Raw genomic sequence first — 18,109 nt, 5'->3', positions numbered from 1 at the left:
ATCTGGTGGTGCCATGAACATTTTCGACAAGAGCTTCAGCCCCTCCGAGGCGCAGGTCCGTTACCTCGATGCCGACTATGTCGTGCTGCGGCCAGGCAGTTTTGTTCGCTGCGCCATCACCGGCGTGCCGATCGCGCTCGACGAGCTGACCTATTGGAACGTCGACCGGCAGGAACCATACGCCAACGCCGACGCCGCGCACGAAGCCTATAAGCGCTACGGCCTCGGCGCCCGCTGAACGGCTTCAATAAGCTGCCGGTTCTCCGCTTCGAAAGCGCCGCGACCTAGGGTCTGAAGCCGCTGGCGAGTCTCATCCGCAGCGGCACCGCCACGCGTCCCGCCTTGCTCAGGCTGATGTCTTCCTGCGGCGCCAGCGCCGCGAATTTTTCGCGCAAAGCCGCATCGTCGTCGATGTGCCCCGGCATTCCGATCAGGATGGCGTTCCACCCGGCATAGGCCTCGGGCGGGTTGAGATAGTCGAAATGTCGCGCGTCGCTGCACAGGCAGAGCACCGGAAGCTGTTTTCCGAACAGGGCGTTGAGCTCACCGGCCCGCACCCAGTTGAACGTCCCGATGAAGGTTCGGTCGTCCGCCGGCAACCCACGTTTCAGCAGTTCCGGACGCACCGCCTCCCAGGACAGCAGTGCGTCCGTCGGGTCGCTCCCGCCGAACAGCTGCAGCGTCTGCGCATCGAAACTGCCCCATCGCGCCTGCATCGTGACCACTGTCGCCAGCGCCGCGAGCCCGAGCGCTGTGATCACCGCGACCGCGACAGCGATCCGCCGCGTGATCCGGCCTGCATGGGCAAGCGCTTCACCCAGCAACGGGATCGCGAACAGCCAACCCGGCATCTGCCAGTGGGGCAGCCCGCGGCCGGTCAGCGTCAGCCCGGTGAAGACGAGGATCGGCAGCAGCGCCAGGCAGACCAGCAGCCAGCGCCGTGCGTTGTTGGGGCCGCTGACCAGGCCGCTCACCAGGAACCATCCCAGCGGCACGGCAATCCAAGGCAGCAGGTACACCGCCTGCGACAGCAGCGATTCGATGGGGCCGAACGGCCGCACGTCGCCTCCGCCGCCGACCCGGCCACGACCGGCCTGGAAGGCGAATGACGCCCAGTCGTGCTGGCCATTCCACACCAGCACCGGCACGAAGCAGGCGACGGCGATCCCCGCCGCCAGCCACGGACCCGGCGTCAGCAGCCAGCGCCGCCCCTCGCGCGTCGTAACGAGAAACAGCAGGATGCCCAGCACCAGCAGCACGCCGTGGTATTTCGACAGCAGCGCCAGGCCCGCCAGCAGCCCGGCCAGCGCCCACAGCCCCAGCCGCCGACCTTCGCCAGGGGCGAGGACGATCTGCGCCACCACCAGTGCGGTTGCCAGCGCCGCAGCGATCAGCGGCCCGTCAGGGAAGATCAGCGCCCCATGCGCCAGCCCGAACACCGGCGCAAGGTTGAAGAGCACCATCGACCACAGCCCGGCAACCGGCCCGAACAGTCGGGCGCCCAGCGCGTAGATCAGCCACGATGACAGCGCACCCAATGCGATGAACGGCAGGCGCAGCAGCAGCAGATCTTCACTGCCCCAGAGCTTCGCCCAGCCTCCGACCAACCACAGATGCAGTGGCGGATGGTCGAAATAGCTCAGCGAAAACTGCCGTGCGATGCCAATGCTATAGGCCTCGTCCACCCCTACCGGGAGCACGGCGGCGAGCCCGATCCGGGCGATCGTCGCCAGCGCGACGACGGCCAGCGCCCAATGCGCCGCGGACGGCGCTTTGATTTCGCCGGCGGACTCGCTGTGGGGAAAGGCAGGCGATTGCATGGACGGTTGGGTCCTCGACCTGCCGCTTACGTCTATCGCGGTGTGGCTAACGATTGTCTGCCCGCAAGTCAAATTACCGTGCGGTAAGGAAAGCTAGCGCGCGTCAAAGCCCTGGGGAAATACTGTCTATCGCGTAGTTCTGCACAACCCGCCGCCGCTGCCACCTCTGGGTCACGCTGCCGCGCCCGCGCCGAAAACCATTCCGAACCGGGCTGATCCGTGGTTAGGGTGCGCCCCTTCGCGTTACTCCCCGAGTCCCATGGCCGCCGAAACCAACATCCCATTCGAGACGCCCGTCCGGACGGGTTTGGTGGGCGCCGAGGTTTTCGCATTGGTGGTGGTGCTGGCGAGCCTTGTCGCCAAGGCCTATGTGGCGTTGAGTGTCGGTCTCGACGGCGACGAGGCGTACTACGCCCTGTGGTCGGCCTATCTGTCGCCGGGTTACCTCGATCATCCACCCGCCGTCGCGCTGATGACGGCGCTCGGCCGGCTCATTGGGGGCGATACGCTGCTTGGCGTGCGCCTGCTGCCATTGCTGGCCGGCATCGCGGTGCTGGCGGCGCTCTATCGCACCGGTCGACTGCTCGTTCCCGGTCGCAGCGCCGCCGCGCTGGCCGTGGCCTGGTACTGCCTCAGTCTGCAGGGCGCCGTGAACTTCGTCGCCACCCCGGATGCTCCATCGACGCTGTTTTGGACCTTGTCGCTATGGGCCGCGGCCGAAGCCGTGACGCGCTCCCGGCCGAACTGGTGGTTGGCCGTCGGCCTGCTTGCCGGGGCCGGCCTTGCCTCTAAATACACCAACGCCTGGTTCGGCATCGGGCTTGTGCTGTTGTTCCTCATCGGCACGGCCGATGGCCGTCGCCAGTTCGGCCGCTGGCAGCTCTGGGCCGGCGGCCTGCTCGCGCTGCTCGTATTTGCGCCGGTGCTGTGGTGGAATTATCAGCACGACTGGCAGTCCTTCCTGTTCCAGGGCGCGCGCGTCGTCTCGTTCGAGGAGGCATTCGGGCGGCTGGTGAGCGAGTTCGTCATCAGCCAGGCCGCGGCGATGGGACCGGTCCTGCTGCTTTGCGCTCTGCTTGCGATGGGTGGTTTCTTCCTCGGCTACGGCAGGCGCGCCGGCGCCAGGCTGGCGCTGCCGGTGCTGACTACGCTGCCGCTCCTCGCCTATTTCCTGATTCACGCTTTGCACGCCCGCGTCGAGGTCAACTGGCTGCAGCCGGTCGCGCCAGTGCTGGCCCTGCTCGGCGCAGCCTTCGTCTGCCTGTTGCCGGCGCGTCCCTTCGGACGCTGGATCGTGGCGGTCGGCAGCGCGCTGCAGCTGGTTTTTGGTTTGGGGCTGATCGGCTTTGCTTACGTGCAGGCGGTCTACCATCCGCTGGATCTGGGCTATGCCGACCGCACCCGCATGCTGCGCGGCTGGGACAAGCTGGCCGCCGAGATACGCCAGCTGGCCGAGGAGACTGGGGCCCAGGTGATCTGGACCGAGGGCAATTACCGCCTCACCGGCGAATTGTTCTTCTATGGCCGCGCCGCAGGAGACAGTCGGCCGGTCCGCGACATCGCTCCTCACCCGCGTTACGACTTCCTGCCGCCCGAAGCCCGCTACCCCACATCGTCGCCCGCCTTGCTGGTGGAAAGCGTGAGGTCCCCGGCGGCGGCCGAAGCCCTGCCGCCGCGTGCGGAGTTCTCGAACACGCGCCTCGTCACCGTGCTGAAGCGCGATGAAGGGGCAGGGCGGGGCGAAGAGTATTACGCCGTGCTTGCCGTCTCCGGCGCCACCGGCGCGTTGCCCCGGGCCGACTGAGCCGGCTCCATCGCCGCCGCCGGGACCCGGACGAAGCCGAGGATCACCATCGTCATGAACGCATATTGCACGGTGTGGAACTCGAAGCCGATCATGATGATGGTCAGCTGGAACACCGCGTAACCGACGCAAAGCGTCACCGCCAGGTAGAGGCGCGGCACGAACAGCTCGTCACGGGGTGTCCGGAACACTGCGATCACCGGGGCCACCGACAGGATCAGGAAACTGATGATTCCGGGAATTCCGGCCCCCACGGCGAAGCTCAGCAGGCCGTTGTGCAGCTGCCGGAAGGTCAGCATGCGCTCTACCTCGCCGCTCGGGACGTAGGGCAGGATCGCCGGCACCATGTCGATCCAGCCATAGCCGAACAAGGGCGCACGCAGGAACGCCTGGTAGCCGCCCCACAGCATGGTCAGCCGCTCCTGGGTCGATTGATCGACAGCACCGCCGGCAATCACGTCCTGCGTCACCGAGAAACCATCCAGCGCGCGGGTCAACCCGGCCTTTGCGGCAACAAACAGCAGGATGGCGGAGAGCACCACCACCGCCCCCGCCACCAGCAGCGTCATGCCGCGATGCCGCGCTGGAGCCTTGGCCAGGGCAAAGGCCAGGGCCACGAAACCCAGCACCGGCGCTGCAATCAGCGCGCCGCGTGTGCCGCTCAACAGAGCGACCAGGATGCCGAACACGGGCCCAAGCAGGTACAGCCAGCGTCCACGTTGCTTGCTGCGGGCGAACAGCCCCACCAACGCCGTGAAGCCCAGCAGCATCGCCGTGTCGGCAAAATGGAACGTGCTCATCAGCGGTTGCCCCGCACGGTCGTAACCGAGCAGCCCGACCTGCACCGCACCCACGATGACTGCGATACCGGCGCCCGCCAGTGACAACCGGCCGATCAGCAACGCGCTGTCGACCTGCGCGTATTTTTCAAGCTGCCAACGCAGCGGCACTGCCAGCAACAATGGAGCAAAGTTGAACGCGTACAGCAGGTCCCCCGCATCTTCCGACGTGAACAGGAACGCAACCGCCGGCAGTGCTGCCGCAGTGACGAACATCACGTCGATCGGGTTGCGGCTGCGCGACCGGAACGCCGCGATCACCGATGGCGAGATCAGTACGAAGATCGCCAACAGCAGCAGGAAATAGGTGGTGAGCCGACCGACGATGCAGGGCAGGGCGAACAAAAACACGATCGTCGCCAGACAGGCCCAGCGGATGTAGCTCGGCGAGCCGCTCTTGACCGCCGCGATCATCGACCGGAGCCTCGGCCCTTGGCGATGGCGTCGAGCGCCACGAGCTCCGCCACCAACCCGTCGATTTCAGTCAACGGGATCATGTTGGCGCCGTCGGACGGCGCGTTGTCAGGGTCTTCGTGCGTCTCGATGAACACCCCGGCAACACCGACGGCTACGGCCGCCCGCGCCAATACCGGCGCGTATTGCCGTTCGCCGCCCGATGATTCGCCGCGCCCGCCCGGTTGCTGTACCGAGTGCGTGGCGTCGAAAATGACCGGCTTGCCGGTCGCGGCCATGATCGGCAGGCCGCGCATGTCGACCACCAGCGTATTGTAGCCGAAGCTCGTGCCGCGCTCGGTCAGCAGCACCCCGGAGGCGCCGGCGCTGTCGAGCTTCTGGGCCACGTTCTTCATGTCCCAGGGCGCGAGGAACTGCCCCTTCTTGACGTTGACCACGCGGCCGGTTTCGGCAGCCGCTACCAGCAGGTCGGTCTGCCGGCTGAGAAAGGCCGGGATCTGCAGGATGTCGACGACTTCCGCCACGGCAGCGCATTGCTCGCGCTCGTGCACATCGGTGGTGACGGCCAGGCCGGTCTCAGCCTTGACCGCCTCGAAGATGCGCAATGCCTCGTCGATGCCGATCCCGCGGAAGCTCTTGGCGCTGGTGCGGTTGGCCTTGTCGAACGACGATTTGTAGATCAGCGGAATGCCACGGCGCTCGCCCAGTTCGGCAAGAAAGCGCGCGGTCTTCAATGCGTGATCGCGGCTTTCGATCACGCACGGGCCGAGAATGAAGGCGAGCGGGAGATCAGTACCAAACCCGACGCGCTGCCCGTTCGGCGCATCGACAAAAACCTGCTGCATCAAAACAAACCTATATCGCCGGGCGTTTCGCCCGGTCGTATGTCCCACCCAACTAGTCGGAAATCGGCCCCGCTGCCGACCTCCAACACACCATAACTTCCTGTACGGAATTTGACGCCGGCACGGTTTTCCCCAGGCTTTAGGCCCATCGCCGCAAGGGCGAACCGCGCTGCTCCATTGCTGGTCACCAGCAGGATCGTTCCGCCGGGCAACTCCTCCGCCGCCCGCTCCACGAACTCCCGCCATGCCGAAAGGCGCCATTGCGCCCCAACCTCCCAGCCTTCTGGCGCAACCCAGTGTGTCTCCCACAGCGTGATGGCGTCGTTACCGATCCGGTCGATAACGGCTGCTTCCGATTGACCTTCATCCGGCCCGTGGTCGATCTCGGTGAGGAATGCCGCAGTTTCGATCGGCTGCCCCGCTGCGATAGCTTCAGCCGTCATCCGCGTTCGCTGCAGCGCGCCGCTCAGCACCCGATCAAACACGATACCGTTCGCCGCAAAATGGCGGGCCAGCGCCTCGGCCTGCGCCACCCCAGCCGCGGTCAGCGGCAGGTCGGTGCGGGCGCCGATTCGACGCGGCGGCTCACCGGCCTCGAAGGTGTTGCCATGCCGGACAATCACCAGCCGGGTCATGCGCGCCAGTCGACGAACGGATCGCCGAGCTCCCCGATCAGCCGCTCCGCCCGCTCCACGTCGGCTGGGCTGTCGACGCCGCTCATGGTGATCCGCCCCGACTTAACGATCACCGCGCGGATATCGAGCCCGAGCTCGATCAGCCGCAACTGCTCCAGCCCCTCGAGCTGCTCGTACGCCGATTGCGGCGCCGCCTCGAAGGCCTCGAGCGCCGGCGTCCGGTAGCAATAGAGCCCGATATGCTGCAGCACCGGCGACAATGGTCCGGCGGCACGCAGCTCGGCTGATTTCCGCATGAACGGCAGCACCGTCTTCGAGAACCACACCGCCCGGCCGGCGCCATCGCGGATGCAGGTCGTGCCGCTCGCCGGTGTCGTCTGCTTATGTTCGATCAGCGCGTCGAGCCGCGCCCAATCCAGTTGCACCACCGGCGTCGTCACGTCGGCCGTTGAACCCCGCGCCGCCTCCACGATCTCGACGATGTGCTCGGGCGCGGTGAACGGCGCATCGCCCTGCAGGTTCACCACCAGCCCGGCCGAGCGCCCGGTCGCCTTGAGCGCCGCCAGCGCCCGTCCGGAGCCGGAGCTGATTGTGCTCGCCGTCATCACCGCCGCGAGCCCGAGGCCGTGCGCTGCGGCCAGGATGCGCTCGTCATCGGTCGCCACCAGCACTTCGGCGTCGCCGAGCTGCCGCGCCGCGGCGATCGCAATTGCCGCCACCCGCTCGAGCAACATCCGACCGGCAATCGGGTGCAGCGGCTTGCCGGGCAGCCGGGTCGAACCATAACGGGCCGGAATGACGATGAGGTCGCTCACCTCAGACGAGGCCGACGCGCAGGCAATCGTGCACATGCACGATGCCGACCGGCCGCTGGCCGTCCATGGCAAAGATCGCGGTGATCCGCGGCGTCAGGGTGGTCATCTGCCGCAGTGCTTCGCTGAGCAAGGCGTCGGCGCCGATGGTGCGCGGCCCGACGGTCATCACCGCTGCCGCCGTTTGCTGCAGCAGTCCGTCCGCCATATGCCGGCGCAGGTCGCCATCGGTGATGATGCCTAGCAGGTCGCCCGCTTCGTCCACTACGCCGGTGCAGCCAAAGCCCTTCGACGTCATCTCGAGGATCGCCGCAGCGACGCTCGCTTCAGCGCCGACCAGCGGCAGCTTGTCATCCCGGTGCATCACCTCACCGACGGTCAGCAGCGCACTGCCGAGCGTGCCGCCGGGGTGGAAGACATGGAAATCGGCGGCCTGGAAGCCGCGCCGCCGGAGCAGCACCACCGCCAGCGCATCACCCAGCGCCGCCATCATCGTCGTCGACGTGGTCGGCGCCGCGGTGATCTCGCACGCCTCGCGCGCCTCGGGCAGCGTCACCACGATATTGGCCGCCCGCCCCAGCCGCGAGTCCGGCCGCGCCGTGAGCAGCGCCAGCGGAATATCGAAGCGCACGCAATAGTTGGCGAGGTCGGACAGTTCGGCCGTATCGCCAGATTTCGAGAACATCACCACCACATCGGCAGTGGTGATCATGCCGAGGTCGCCATGACTGGCGTCGCCGCCATGCACGAACTGCGCCGGCGTGCCGGTCGAGGCCAGCGTCGCTGCAACCTTGCGCGCGATATGCGCGCTCTTGCCGACACCCGAAAGAATGACCCGCCCCGGCGCCCGCTGGATCAGCTCCACCAGCGCCACGAAGGCGCCGTCGAGCCCGGCGGCCAGCGCCTCGAGCCCTTCGGTTTCAAGCCGGATCGCGGCGCGCGCCTCATCGAGAGCGAGCTGCTGCAGACGCGCATCGTTGGCAATAGGATAGCGCACGTGAGGACCCGGCCCGCGCCTTGCTGAAGACATGCCGTGGCTTATCAGCAATCGCTTGGACGTCGCAAGGTTGTGCGCCGCGGGCGGAGCGGCTAGTCAGCAGGGCAGGGCAGTTGGAGTAACCCGCGTGACCGAAGCCGTGCCGTTTCGCTGGAAAGCCTATGGCGGGCTCGTCACGGCGGCATCCTGGCTGCACTACGCCGTGCTGTCGCGCTTTTCCAGCAGCGATGAGGGCGGCGCCGCCTGGTTCGCGAAACGGCTGAACCCCACGCTGCCGCAGCCGGCGGCCGGCAAGCGCATCTGGATTCACGCCGTCTCCGCCGGTGAAACCAAGGTCGCCGAGTTGCTCCGCCAGCACCTGCTCGAGCAGGATCCCAAACTCTCGGTCGTTCTCTCGGCCACGACCTATTCAGGCTACGCCCGCGTCCGCGCCATCGCCGGCGAGGCCGCGAGCTTCATCATGCCGCTCGATACGCTTGAGGCGCAGCGCCGCATCGTCGAGACCATCCGGCCCGATCTGCTGGTGCTGGTCGAATCCGAGTTCTGGCCCGCCCAGTTTGCAGCCGCCGAGGCCGCCGGCGTCCCGGTGGCGGTGGTCAACGCCACCATGTCGCCCCGCAGCTTCGCCCGTCACCAGCGCAACCCTGCCGTTGCCAACCGCACCATCGCCAAAGCGCAGCACATCTATGCGCAGGACGAGGCTATCGCCGCCCGCTATGCCGAACTCGGCGTGCCACGTGATCGCATCGACGTGCTGGGCAACCTGAAGCTTGTGCCGCTCAACCGCGGCGGCGCGGCGAGCAAAGACGCACCGCCACTCATTGTCTTCGGCAACGTCCATCGCGACGAGGTTGGAGTGCTCGCCCCGGCGATCGCCGAACTGCGCGTCAGACGTCCCGAGGCAAGGCTGGTGCTGGTGCCGCGCTATCCCGGCAAGATCCCCGGCGAAGTGCTGAGTGCCAGCTTGGGCGCCGACCTCGCCATCGTTGATAATGCGGCCGCCATCACCGGTGCCGGCGGTCTCGTCTGGCTCGATGAGATGGGAACGCTCGGCAAGGTCTATGCCCGCGCCAGCATCGGTGTCGTCTGCGGCACTTTCGCGCCGATCGGCGGCCACGACCTCGGCGAACCCTTGCATCTGGGCGCCGCCAGCCTTTACGGCCCGCATATCGAGCGGCAGCAGCCGCTGCACGAAGCGCTGTCGGCGATCGGCTGTGCGGTACAGGTCAGTGGGGCGGACGAACTGCCTCAGGCAGTGCTGGACCTGTTGGACGATGAGGCGCGGCGGCGCGAGATGATCGACGCTTTCCGCAACGTGACGGAGCAGGCGACCGAACGGTTGGACGCGCTGGCGTCGAGCCTGGTTGCGCAGGTCGCGAAGCCGGCGAGAGCTGACCCCCACCCTTGATCCCTCCCCCTAAACAAGGGAGGGAGACGACAGTCTCGACGTGAGTGTTTTGGTCTCCCTCCCCATGTTTAGGGGGAGGGGGCAGGGGTGGGGGTCAGCCCGCGCCGGCTAATCAGATCACCCGAAAGTAGCTTACTCGTCGTCTTCCGGATTCAGCAGGCGGTGCAGGTGCACCACGAAATAGCGCATCTCGGCATTGTCCACCGTCAGCTGCGCCTTCTGCTTCCACACCGCGTGTGCCGCGGCATAGTTCGGATAGACCCCGACGAGGTCGACCGCATCCAGGTCCTTGAAGACGATGTCTTCGCCCTTTTCCACTTCGCCACCGATGACGAGGTGCAAGAGCTGCTGCTTGGGCTCGGGTTTCTTGGTCTTGCTCACGGCTTCAGACGCTCCAGATCGACTTCCTGTGGCTGCGGGCAGCCATAGACCTTGACCAGCGCCGCATGTAACGGCGCTTTTAGCGAAGGCTCTGCCAGCGCCGCAAGCGCCCCATGCCGGGTTTCCGGGCGATTGAAGCGCAAGGCACCTATGCAAACATCCTCGAAACCGACCCCGGCCTCGCTGAGAATGCACGCCGCGCCCGCCACGTCCCAGTCCTGCGCGCCGCGCCGCACCACCACGGCATCGAGCTTGCCCGAAGCGACCAGCGCGAGCCGATAGGCCAGCGACGGATAGAACGGCCCGCGCGTATACTCGAGGCCCGCCGCCTGCAGCTCCTGGTGCACCGCGCCCGGCGCCGGGATCAGCGGCGCCGTCCGGCCCGGGTGGCGCTGTCGCACCAGCGGCTTGCCGTTGAGCCGGGCGCCATCGCCGACCGCCGCGTCATACATCTCGTCGCGCACCGGTGCGTAGACCACGCCGGCAATCGCCACGCCGTCCTCGACCACTGCCAGCGACACCGTCCAGCTGTCCTCGCCGCGGATGAAGCCGCGCGTGCCATCGATCGGGTCGACCACGAACACCCGGCGGTGGCTTAGCCGTTCAGGGTTGTCGACGCTCTCTTCGCTCAGCCAGCCATAATCGGGGCGGGCAGTGAGCAGCGCCGAGTTGAGGAACTTGTCGAGGACGATGTCCGCCTCGCTCACCGGCGAGGCGTTCTCCTTGGTCCAGGTTTTCAGGTCTTTGCGGAAATAGCCAGCCGCGATGATCCCCGCAGTGACGGCGGCCGAGCGCAGCAATTCGCGATCGTCGGCAGCAGTAGTCGGGGCGGCGTTGAGCATCAGGTTTCCGGGTTATTTGCTGGCCGTGCTTCTAGGCGCATCCCCCGACCGGAACAAGACCGCAGATGCTGCGAACGCCCGGTTTGCGCCGGCCTGCGACGGATACTTAGCCTCACAACGGGCTTGCCCGCAGCCAAGTGGTTAAAGCTAAGCAAGCACACGCACTTAAGACTGCGTTACACCCGGTGACGACCCGCTAACCCTTCGCAAAACAACCTAAACTTAACCCAGTTTCTTAAGCGGGGTGGCAAGGCGGGCGGGTAGATTGGGGGCATCAAAGAGGGCGGCAAAAACAAGCTCTCGAGAGTTGACAGGAAGGCTTATCATGCAGGGTCGTGTTGGGATCGACGGGTCGTCGGTTGTCATGTTGTTCGGTGAGGGCCGTGCCCCGCGGACACGTCCGCTGACTGCCAAATATTTCGGCCCGGCCAACGACAACGGCCCCAAGGATCCCGTGAAAACCGTGACGGTGCGCAAGACGCTCGAAAAGAGCGGCGTCGCCATCAAGATCAAGGTGCCGGTCAACGAGTTCATCGGCGTTGCCGTCTCGACCTCGATCACCGAAGAAGGTGTGCTGTCGAGCGCCATCGAGCTGGTGCACGGCGATCCCGACCTCAACTACCGGGTGTTCGAAGAGATCGGCAATTCCAGCGTCGTCGCCGAGTGGCAGAACTGGGGCAAGAAGCTCCGCCTGCCACTGTTCATCAAGGCCGGCGACGGCAACCTCCTCCCCTATTCGCAGCAGGTCGATGGTGTCGCCCTCGGGTTGAAGCATGACCGCCGCCGCCTCGCCGCCGACGCCGAGCGCCGCCCGCGCTTCCTCAACCGCCGGAAGCCCGGCGAAGCCTCCTGATGCAACCTTTGCGGCGATGAGCCGTTCTTAGGAAGACAAGCCGACAGCGATCCCATGCACGTTTGAACTGTCGGAAAGACTCGTAGCGACCTCCAAAACTTAAGCTCGAGCCGGGGTCGATCCAGCAATGGATCGGCCCCGCTTCCCATCCTCCCCCGCGTGGCGGGGTCACGGATGAGCGCCACAGGCGCTCACCGTTGGGGGACCAGCGAAGCTGGTGGAGGGGGCGGCCCAGTACCTCGGTTGCGCAGCTAAACCACCAGATCGAGCAGCAGTGCAGCGGTGAACGCCAGCCCGACCCAGTGATTGGCCCGGAACCGCACCAGCGCATTGGCCGGGTTGTGCGGCTCGAGCGTACGGACCTGCCAGCCGAGGATGCCGATCACCGAGAGCATGCCGACGAGGAACGGCCAGCCCGCTCCAACCATCAAGCCCGCCGCCACCCACAGCACCACCGTCGCCGCATAGAACAGTGCCACCAACAGGCGCGCCCGCCGCCCGAACAGCCGGGCGGTGGATTTCACCCCGACCAGCGCATCGTCCTCGATGTCCTGCAGCGCGTAGATGGTGTCATAGCCGATGGTCCACAGGATCCCCCCGACATAGAGCAGCAGCGGGGGCAGGGCGAGCGACCCGGTCTCTGCGGTCCAGCCGACCAGCGCTCCCCAGTTGAACGCCAGCCCGAGGAACAGCTGCGGCCACCAGGTCACCCGCTTCATGAACGGGTAGATCGCCACCAGCACCAGCGACGCCACGCCCAGCATCACCGTGGTCGCATTGAATTGCAGCAGTACCACGAGGCCAACCAGCGCCTGCAGCACGAGGAACAGCGCTGCCTGGCGCTTGGTCACCTGGCCGGAGGGAATTGGCCGCGAACGGGTGCGGGCCACCTTCATGTCGATGTCGGTGTCGACGATGTCGTTGAAGGTACAGCCCGCCCCCCGCATCGCCACCGAGCCGATATAGAACAGGATGAGCGCCCACCAGTCGAAGCCGCGCGCCGGCTCGGCCAGCGCCGCCAGCGCCAGCGCGAAGCCGCACGGCCAGAACAGCAGCAGCAACGGCAGCGGCCGGTCCCAGCGCGCCAGCCGCCCATAGGGCTTCAGCCACTCCGGTGCGTAGCGGTCGAGCCAGTTGCCGCGGCTGGCGTCCGCTACGGTACCTGTTGCTTTTTCAGGGGTTTGCATCGTCGGTCTTGTGTGCCTTGATGGCCGTCGGCCACTTCCTTTGTCACGCGTACCACGATGCCCAGATCGCACAAGACCCTCCCACGCCTCTATATCGAAGCGCCGCTCGCCGCTGGCGCGATGCTCGAGCTCGGTCGCGATCACACCAATTACCTGTTGAGCGTGCTGCGCATGAAAGCCGCCGATGCGCTGGTGGTGTTCAACGGCAAGGACGGCGCCTGGCTGGCGAAAATCGCCGACGATCATCGCAAGGGCGCTACCCTCGAGCTGGTAGTGCAGACCCAGCACCAGACCCCGAAATCCGACCTCTGGTTCGGCTTTGCGCCGCTGAAGACCGGCCGCCTCGACTACCTGGTGCAGAAGGCCACCGAGATGGGGGCCGGCGCCATCCAGCCGGTGATCACCCGCTACACCCAGGTGTCGCGCCTCAAGGCCGACAAGCTCCAGGCCAACATCATCGAGGCGGCCGAGCAGTGTGAAGTGCTCAGTGTCCCGACGCTTGCCGAGGAAATCGGGCTCGCCGATCTTGTTGCCCACTGGCAGCGTGACCACGGTCTCCGCCGCCTGATCTTCGCCGATGAGAGCGCCCCGAGCCACGCCCCCAATACCCAGCTGCTGGACCTCGAGGGCCTGCCCGTCGGCATCCTGGTCGGACCAGAAGGCGGCTTCTCCGACGACGAGCGGATGCTGCTCCTCGCGCAATCCTTCGTCATTCCGATCAGCCTTGGCCCGCGCATTCTGCGCGCCGATACCGCAGCCGTGGCTGCCCTGGCGGTGGTTCAGTCAACCATCGGCGATTGGCGATAAAGCCCATTGCATTCGGAGCGCGGCTCAGTATTGTCCGCCGCGCCCGGCCAGGAGCCCGGTAGTTCTGCCTCACTGGAGTGCCTATGTCCGGCGAAGAAAACGCACCGCTGATTGAATCGCGGGCTGACCTGCTTGAGGTCATGGCCGTCGGCGGCAAGCCGAAATCCGAGTGGCGCGTCGGCACCGAGCACGAAAAGCACGTCTACCGCAAAGCTCCGCTCGCCCCGGTTCCCTATGCCGGCGATGATGGTGTGCACGCTCTGCTCCAGGGCATCGAGGCCCGCACCGGCTGGCATCCGTTCTTCGATCGCGGCAACCCGATCGGGCTGCGCAATCTCGGCGCCGTCGGCGGCATCTCGCTGGAGCCCGGCGGCCAGTTCGAACTGTCTGGCGCTCCGCACCTTACCATCCACGATGCCGCCGCCGAACTCGACGCGCATCTCGAGGATTGCCGTGTCATCGGCGGCCCGCTCAACATCCATTTCCTCGGCCTCGGCGTCACCCCGCTCTGGTCGGTCGCCGAAATCGCCGCCATGCCGAAGTCGCGCTACGGCATCATGACCAGGTACATGCAGGAGGTCGGCAGCCTCGGCACCTCGATGATGTATCGCTCGGCCACCGTGCAGGCGAACCTCGATTTTTCCGACGAAGCCGATATGGTCAAAAAGCTGCGCGTCTCGGTGGCGCTGCAGCCCATTGTCACGGCGCTGTTTGCCAACTCGCCCTTCGTCGATGGCAAGCCCTCGGGCTACCTGAGCTTCCGCTCGCACATCTGGCTCAACACCGATCGCGCCCGCACCGGCATGCTGCCCTTCGCCTTCGAGGATGGCTTCGGCTTCGACCGCTACGCCGAATACGCGCTCGACGTGCCGATGTATTTCGTCATCCGCAAGGGCGAGTACATCAATGTTGCCGGTGAAAGTTTCCGCGCCTTCATGCAGGGCAAGCTCCCGCAGCTGCCGGGCGTCCGGCCGACGGTGAAGGATTGGGAGAACCACCTCTCGACCCTGTTCCCCGAGGTCCGCCTCAAGCAGTTCCTCGAGCAGCGCGGCGCCGATATGGGCGATCGCGGCCACGTGCTGGCGCTCGCCGCCATCTGGACTGGCCTCCTCTACGACAGCGAGCCGCTTGATGCCGCCTGGGACCTGGTCAGCGATTGGACCGAAGCCGAGCGCCAGACGTTGCGCAACGAAGTGCCGCGCACCGCCATCCACACCCCGTTCCGTGGTGGCACTGTCGCCGATATCGCCCGCCTCGTCGTCGATCTTGCCGGCGACGGCCTGCGCCGCCGCAAGCACCTCGCCGCCGGCAAGGACGAGACCAGCTTCCTCGATCCGCTCCATGAGACCCTCGACCTCGGCAAGACCCAGGCCGAGCGCTGGCTCGACAAATACCATGGCGAGTGGGCCGGCGACCTGACGCGGATTTTTGACGAAGCCGAGATTTAGGCTGGCTTGTCGATCCTCCCCGCGTGGCGGGGAGGGGCGGCCGAGCCATTGTGCCTCCAAGACCCCCTCTCTTGCAAAATCTGAGGCTTAGCCAAACGGCTAAACCTAAGATTTTGCTTTCTCCCCCGCCGAGGGGGAGATGATCCGTACCTTCCACTTGCGCCTGGGTATCAGTCGGGACTCTCCCCCTTGGCGGGGGAGAAAGCGAAAACTTGGGCTTAGCGCAGCTAAGTCCTTAGTTTTCGCCAGAGAGGGGGTCGCGCGGAGCCACCGGGTTTGCAGCATCCCTCATCCGGCGCTTCCTATATGCGATTGCCGTCCCCACGGGGACTAGGGGTGGGCGTGGCCACACGCTCGATCCTTGGTGACTGATCGCAAAGAATCATTTGCAAACATTCCTTTGCGATCATAACATCCAGGCATGAAAGCCCCGACCCGCGAGATCACCCGCATCGTCCCCGATGCGACTGCCCTCAAAGCCCTGACGCACCCGGTCCGGCTGCGCATGCTCGGCATGCTGCGGATCGACGGCCCGGCGACGGCCACCGGGCTGGCCGAGCGCCTCGGTCTCAACTCCGGCGCCACCAGCTATCACCTGCGCCAGCTGGCCCAGCACGGCTTTATTGAGGAAGCCGCCGACCAGCCCTCGCGCCGCGATCGCTGGTGGCAGGCTCGCCATGAGTCGACATCATTCTTCGAGCCGGGCGGGACCCAGGAGCAGTTCGATACCAGCGTCGCCTTCGCGCAGGCCGCGCTCTCGGAGCAGGTGAACCTGATGCAGCGGGCCCAGGACGAGTTCGTCCAGCTGCCACCCGACTGGCAGGCCACCACCCAGATCAGCGACTTCACCATCGCCATGACCACCGAGCAGGCCAACGTGCTGAAGGGCAAGTTGCTGGAACTGCTGTGGCAGGCGATGCGCGAGGCCCCGGGTCTCGGGACCAAGCTGCCGCCGGGTACGGAGCTCTACACCGTGATGCTGCACGCCTTCCCGTATCCCGGGCGGCTCACCGGCGGGCAGGGGGGCAAATAAATGAACCGTCGCCCCTTCCTCGCCTTTGCCCTCGCCGAGACCCTGTCGATCTCGGGGACGCGCCTTTCCACCATCGCCATCCCCTGGCTGGTGCTGACCGCCACCGGCAGCCCGGTGCTGACCGGTTTCGTCGCCATGGCCGAGATGCTGCCTTATGTCGTCGCCAAGGCGCTGTCCGGTCCGCTGATCGATCGGGTCGGCCCCAAACGCCTCGCCATCTGGTGCGACCTCGCCTCGGTACTCGTCGTTGGTCTCGTCCCGCTACTGGCCCTCGCCGGTATGTTGAGGTTCGAGCTGCTGCTCCCAATCGTTATCGCCATGGGCATGCTTCGCGGCCCGTCCGACGCCGCGAAAATCTCGATGGTCCCGGATATTGCAAGGCTCGCTGCCGTGCCGCTCGAGCGCGTCACCGGCGTCGCTGGCATCATCGAGCGGCTTGCCTCGACCGTCGGTGCCGCTGTGGCCGGCGGGCTGATCGCCCTGATCGGCCTCGGCATGGCCCTGGCACTGAATGCTGCCACCTTCGCGCTCGCCGCAATAGTGGTCGCCGGCGGCATCCCGGCTATCCGTGCCGAACAGCCCGAAACCCGCGCTCCCTACTTCACCGAACTGCGCGAAGGTTTCGATTTCATCCGCCGCGACGCACTGCTGGTCGGCATCGTGATCATGATCACCGCCACCAACCTGCTCGACGCCGCCTATTCCGCCGTGCTGCTGCCGGTGTGGACGCAAAACTCCGGCCATGACGCCGCGCTGCTCGGCCTGCTCTTCGCCGTGATGTCGGCTGCCTCGATTGCCGGTGCCGCCATCGCCACCGCCGCCGGTGAGCGCCTGCCGCGGCTTACTATCTACATCTTGGCTTTCCTTCTGGCCGGTCTGCCGCGCTTCGCCGTATTCGCCATCGATGCGCCGCTCATTGCCGGTTTCGTTACGCTGGGCGTCGCCGGCTTTGCCTCGGGCTTCATCAACCCGATCCTCAACGCCGTGATCTTCGAGCGCATTCCACCGCCGATGATCGGCCGCGCCAGCGCTCTCGTCGGCGCACTGGCCTGGGCGCTGATCCCCTTCGGTGGTCTGTTGGGCGGTGCTTTGATCGCGCTGATCGGGCTTGGGCCGGCACTGTGGCTCACCGGCTTCGCCTACTTTGCCGCAACGCTGTTGCCGCTCGCCCGGCGCAGCTTCCGCAGTTTCGGAAGCCGGCCGGGCGCGGCACAGTCGGCCTAGTCTATTTTGTCTGCGCCGCCAGCACCCGGCTGCCGACCCAGGCGCCGATCACCACCAGCACCACCGCCAGCAGCAGCCCGATCCACACGATCGGCTCGCCGAACTGCCCCAGGAACACCGCCCGCAGCGCCTCGACGATGTGTTTGAACGGGTTGAAGTTGGCCACCATCTGCAGCCAGGCGGGTGCCAGCGTCATCGGCAGCAGGATGCCCGAGAGCAACAGGATCGGCAGTGCCAGGGTGTTGACCATCGGCGCCAATGCGTCCTCGCTCTTGGTGGCGATGCCGATGGCGTTCGAAATGAACGAGAAGGCCGCGCCGAGCAGCGCCACCAGCACCAGCCCGATCACCAGCGCCCCGACCGGCACGCGCAGCCCCATGAAGAATGCGGCACCGACCAGCACGATCGCCTGCACCGTGATCACCACCACGTCGCGCAGTGTCCGCCCGGCAATGATCGCCGTCCGCGCCGCCGGCGATACCAGCTGCCGGTCGATCACGCCGGACCGCCACTCGGCGATGATGCCGAAACCGACGAACAGCCCGCCGAAAATCCCAAGCTGCACCAGGAGCCCCGGCACGAACACCTGCCAGGCGTCACCCTCAAAGCCGGAGGTCGCCGCAATCGTCTGCAGCAGCGGCCCGAACAGCGTCAGGTAGAGGATCGGCTGCAACAGCCCGATCACCACCCAGAGTGGCTGCCGGAGCGACAGCACCATCGAGCGGCGGAAGATGATCCACGTATCGCGAATGAAGGACAT

At 66.3% G+C, this 18,109-nt stretch carries 18 protein-coding genes; 8 read left to right on the top strand and 10 right to left on the bottom strand.

Annotation, left to right across the window (positions count from 1 at the left end):
• The first annotated feature begins 13 nt into the window (after positions 1–13).
• A complete protein-coding gene (locus ACSQ23_RS20080) occupies positions 14–238 on the top strand; it encodes a DUF2093 domain-containing protein (RefSeq protein WP_436091650.1) in 225 nt (74 codons plus the stop codon).
• A gap of 46 nt (positions 239–284) precedes the next feature.
• Here ACSQ23_RS20080 and ACSQ23_RS20075 read toward each other — a convergent pair whose 3' ends face one another.
• Positions 285–1,820 carry an ArnT family glycosyltransferase gene (locus tag ACSQ23_RS20075; protein ID WP_436091649.1) on the bottom strand — a complete coding sequence of 512 codons (1,536 nt, stop codon included), beginning with the start codon at positions 1,818–1,820 and terminating at the stop codon, positions 285–287.
• A gap of 310 nt (positions 1,821–2,130) precedes the next feature.
• Here ACSQ23_RS20075 and ACSQ23_RS20070 point away from each other — a divergent pair, with 310 nt between their 5' ends.
• Entirely contained in the window at positions 2,131–3,624 is a 1,494-nt protein-coding gene (locus ACSQ23_RS20070; protein WP_436091648.1) for an ArnT family glycosyltransferase, read from the top strand.
• Here the strand turns inward: ACSQ23_RS20070 and ACSQ23_RS20065 are convergent.
• From ACSQ23_RS20065 to ACSQ23_RS20045, 5 genes are read right to left on the bottom strand one after another with little or no spacing between them, the layout of a single operon-like run.
• Positions 3,570–4,877, bottom strand: a complete 1,308-nt coding sequence (locus ACSQ23_RS20065) for an O-antigen ligase family protein (RefSeq protein ID WP_436091647.1) — start codon at positions 4,875–4,877, stop codon at positions 3,570–3,572. The two genes, ACSQ23_RS20070 and ACSQ23_RS20065, sit on opposite strands and share 55 nt — an antisense overlap.
• Positions 4,874–5,722, bottom strand: a complete 849-nt coding sequence (gene kdsA / locus ACSQ23_RS20060) for a 3-deoxy-8-phosphooctulonate synthase (protein ID WP_436091646.1) — start codon at positions 5,720–5,722, stop codon at positions 4,874–4,876. Before kdsA ends, ACSQ23_RS20065 begins: the two co-directional genes overlap by 4 nt.
• Positions 5,722–6,357 carry a histidine phosphatase family protein gene (locus ACSQ23_RS20055; RefSeq protein ID WP_436091645.1) on the bottom strand — a complete coding sequence of 212 codons (636 nt, stop codon included), beginning with the start codon at positions 6,355–6,357 and terminating at the stop codon, positions 5,722–5,724. Before ACSQ23_RS20055 ends, kdsA begins: the two co-directional genes overlap by 1 nt.
• Positions 6,354–7,172 (bottom strand): 3-deoxy-manno-octulosonate cytidylyltransferase, encoded by an 819-nt coding sequence (kdsB, locus tag ACSQ23_RS20050; protein ID WP_436091644.1) that lies wholly within the window; start codon positions 7,170–7,172, stop codon positions 6,354–6,356. Before kdsB ends, ACSQ23_RS20055 begins: the two co-directional genes overlap by 4 nt.
• Before the next feature lies 1 nt (position 7,173).
• The gene (locus ACSQ23_RS20045; protein WP_436091643.1) at positions 7,174–8,166 is read right to left on the bottom strand and encodes a KpsF/GutQ family sugar-phosphate isomerase; all 993 of its coding nucleotides are present in this window, start codon (positions 8,164–8,166) and stop codon (positions 7,174–7,176) included.
• A 127-nt stretch (positions 8,167–8,293) separates the two neighbouring features.
• On the opposite strand from ACSQ23_RS20045, the gene ACSQ23_RS20040 reads away from it, so the two are divergent.
• A complete protein-coding gene (locus ACSQ23_RS20040; protein WP_436091642.1) occupies positions 8,294–9,574 on the top strand; it encodes a 3-deoxy-D-manno-octulosonic acid transferase in 1,281 nt (426 codons plus the stop codon).
• Between the two features lie 132 nt (positions 9,575–9,706).
• Here ACSQ23_RS20040 and ACSQ23_RS20035 read toward each other — a convergent pair whose 3' ends face one another.
• The gene (locus tag ACSQ23_RS20035; protein WP_055884928.1) at positions 9,707–9,955 is read right to left on the bottom strand and encodes a DUF4170 domain-containing protein; all 249 of its coding nucleotides are present in this window, start codon (positions 9,953–9,955) and stop codon (positions 9,707–9,709) included.
• Complete coding sequence (locus tag ACSQ23_RS20030) at positions 9,952–10,797, bottom strand: 3'(2'),5'-bisphosphate nucleotidase CysQ (protein WP_436091641.1); 846 nt, start codon at positions 10,795–10,797, stop codon at positions 9,952–9,954. Before ACSQ23_RS20030 ends, ACSQ23_RS20035 begins: the two co-directional genes overlap by 4 nt.
• A 325-nt stretch (positions 10,798–11,122) precedes the next feature.
• Between ACSQ23_RS20030 and ACSQ23_RS20025 the strand changes: the two genes are divergently transcribed.
• Positions 11,123–11,650 carry a DUF6101 family protein gene (locus ACSQ23_RS20025; protein ID WP_436091640.1) on the top strand — a complete coding sequence of 176 codons (528 nt, stop codon included), beginning with the start codon at positions 11,123–11,125 and terminating at the stop codon, positions 11,648–11,650.
• A 251-nt stretch (positions 11,651–11,901) separates the two neighbouring features.
• Here the strand turns inward: ACSQ23_RS20025 and ubiA are convergent, their stop codons facing one another.
• Entirely contained in the window at positions 11,902–12,837 is a 936-nt protein-coding gene (gene ubiA, locus ACSQ23_RS20020) for a 4-hydroxybenzoate octaprenyltransferase (RefSeq protein WP_436091639.1), read from the bottom strand.
• 57 nt (positions 12,838–12,894) lie between these two features.
• Here ubiA and ACSQ23_RS20015 point away from each other — a divergent pair, with 57 nt between their 5' ends.
• The 4 genes from ACSQ23_RS20015 to ACSQ23_RS20000 all read left to right on the top strand — a co-directional run bounded on the left by ACSQ23_RS20015 (position 12,895) and on the right by ACSQ23_RS20000 (position 17,349).
• A complete protein-coding gene (locus ACSQ23_RS20015) occupies positions 12,895–13,644 on the top strand; it encodes a 16S rRNA (uracil(1498)-N(3))-methyltransferase (protein ID WP_436091638.1) in 750 nt (249 codons plus the stop codon).
• Positions 13,645–13,727: 83 nt separating this feature from the next.
• On the top strand, positions 13,728–15,092 hold the full coding sequence (locus tag ACSQ23_RS20010; RefSeq protein ID WP_436091637.1) for a glutamate--cysteine ligase: 1,365 nt from the start codon (positions 13,728–13,730) through the stop codon (positions 15,090–15,092).
• A 421-nt stretch (positions 15,093–15,513) separates the two neighbouring features.
• Entirely contained in the window at positions 15,514–16,125 is a 612-nt protein-coding gene (locus ACSQ23_RS20005) for a helix-turn-helix domain-containing protein (protein ID WP_436091636.1), read from the top strand.
• Positions 16,126–17,349: an MFS transporter gene (locus ACSQ23_RS20000; protein WP_436091635.1), complete on the top strand. Its 1,224-nt coding sequence runs from the start codon at positions 16,126–16,128 to the stop codon at positions 17,347–17,349.
• Between the two features lies 1 nt (position 17,350).
• On the opposite strand, the gene ACSQ23_RS19995 is transcribed toward ACSQ23_RS20000, so the two are convergent.
• Positions 17,351–18,109, bottom strand: coding sequence for an ABC transporter permease (locus tag ACSQ23_RS19995; protein WP_055884947.1), 759 nt, complete (start codon positions 18,107–18,109; stop codon positions 17,351–17,353).

This window comes from Devosia sp. LjRoot16, from assembly GCF_964252795.1.
Taxonomy (GTDB): Bacteria; Pseudomonadota; Alphaproteobacteria; order Rhizobiales; family Devosiaceae; genus Devosia_A.
This window is presented reverse-complemented; position numbering and strand designations above follow the sequence as displayed.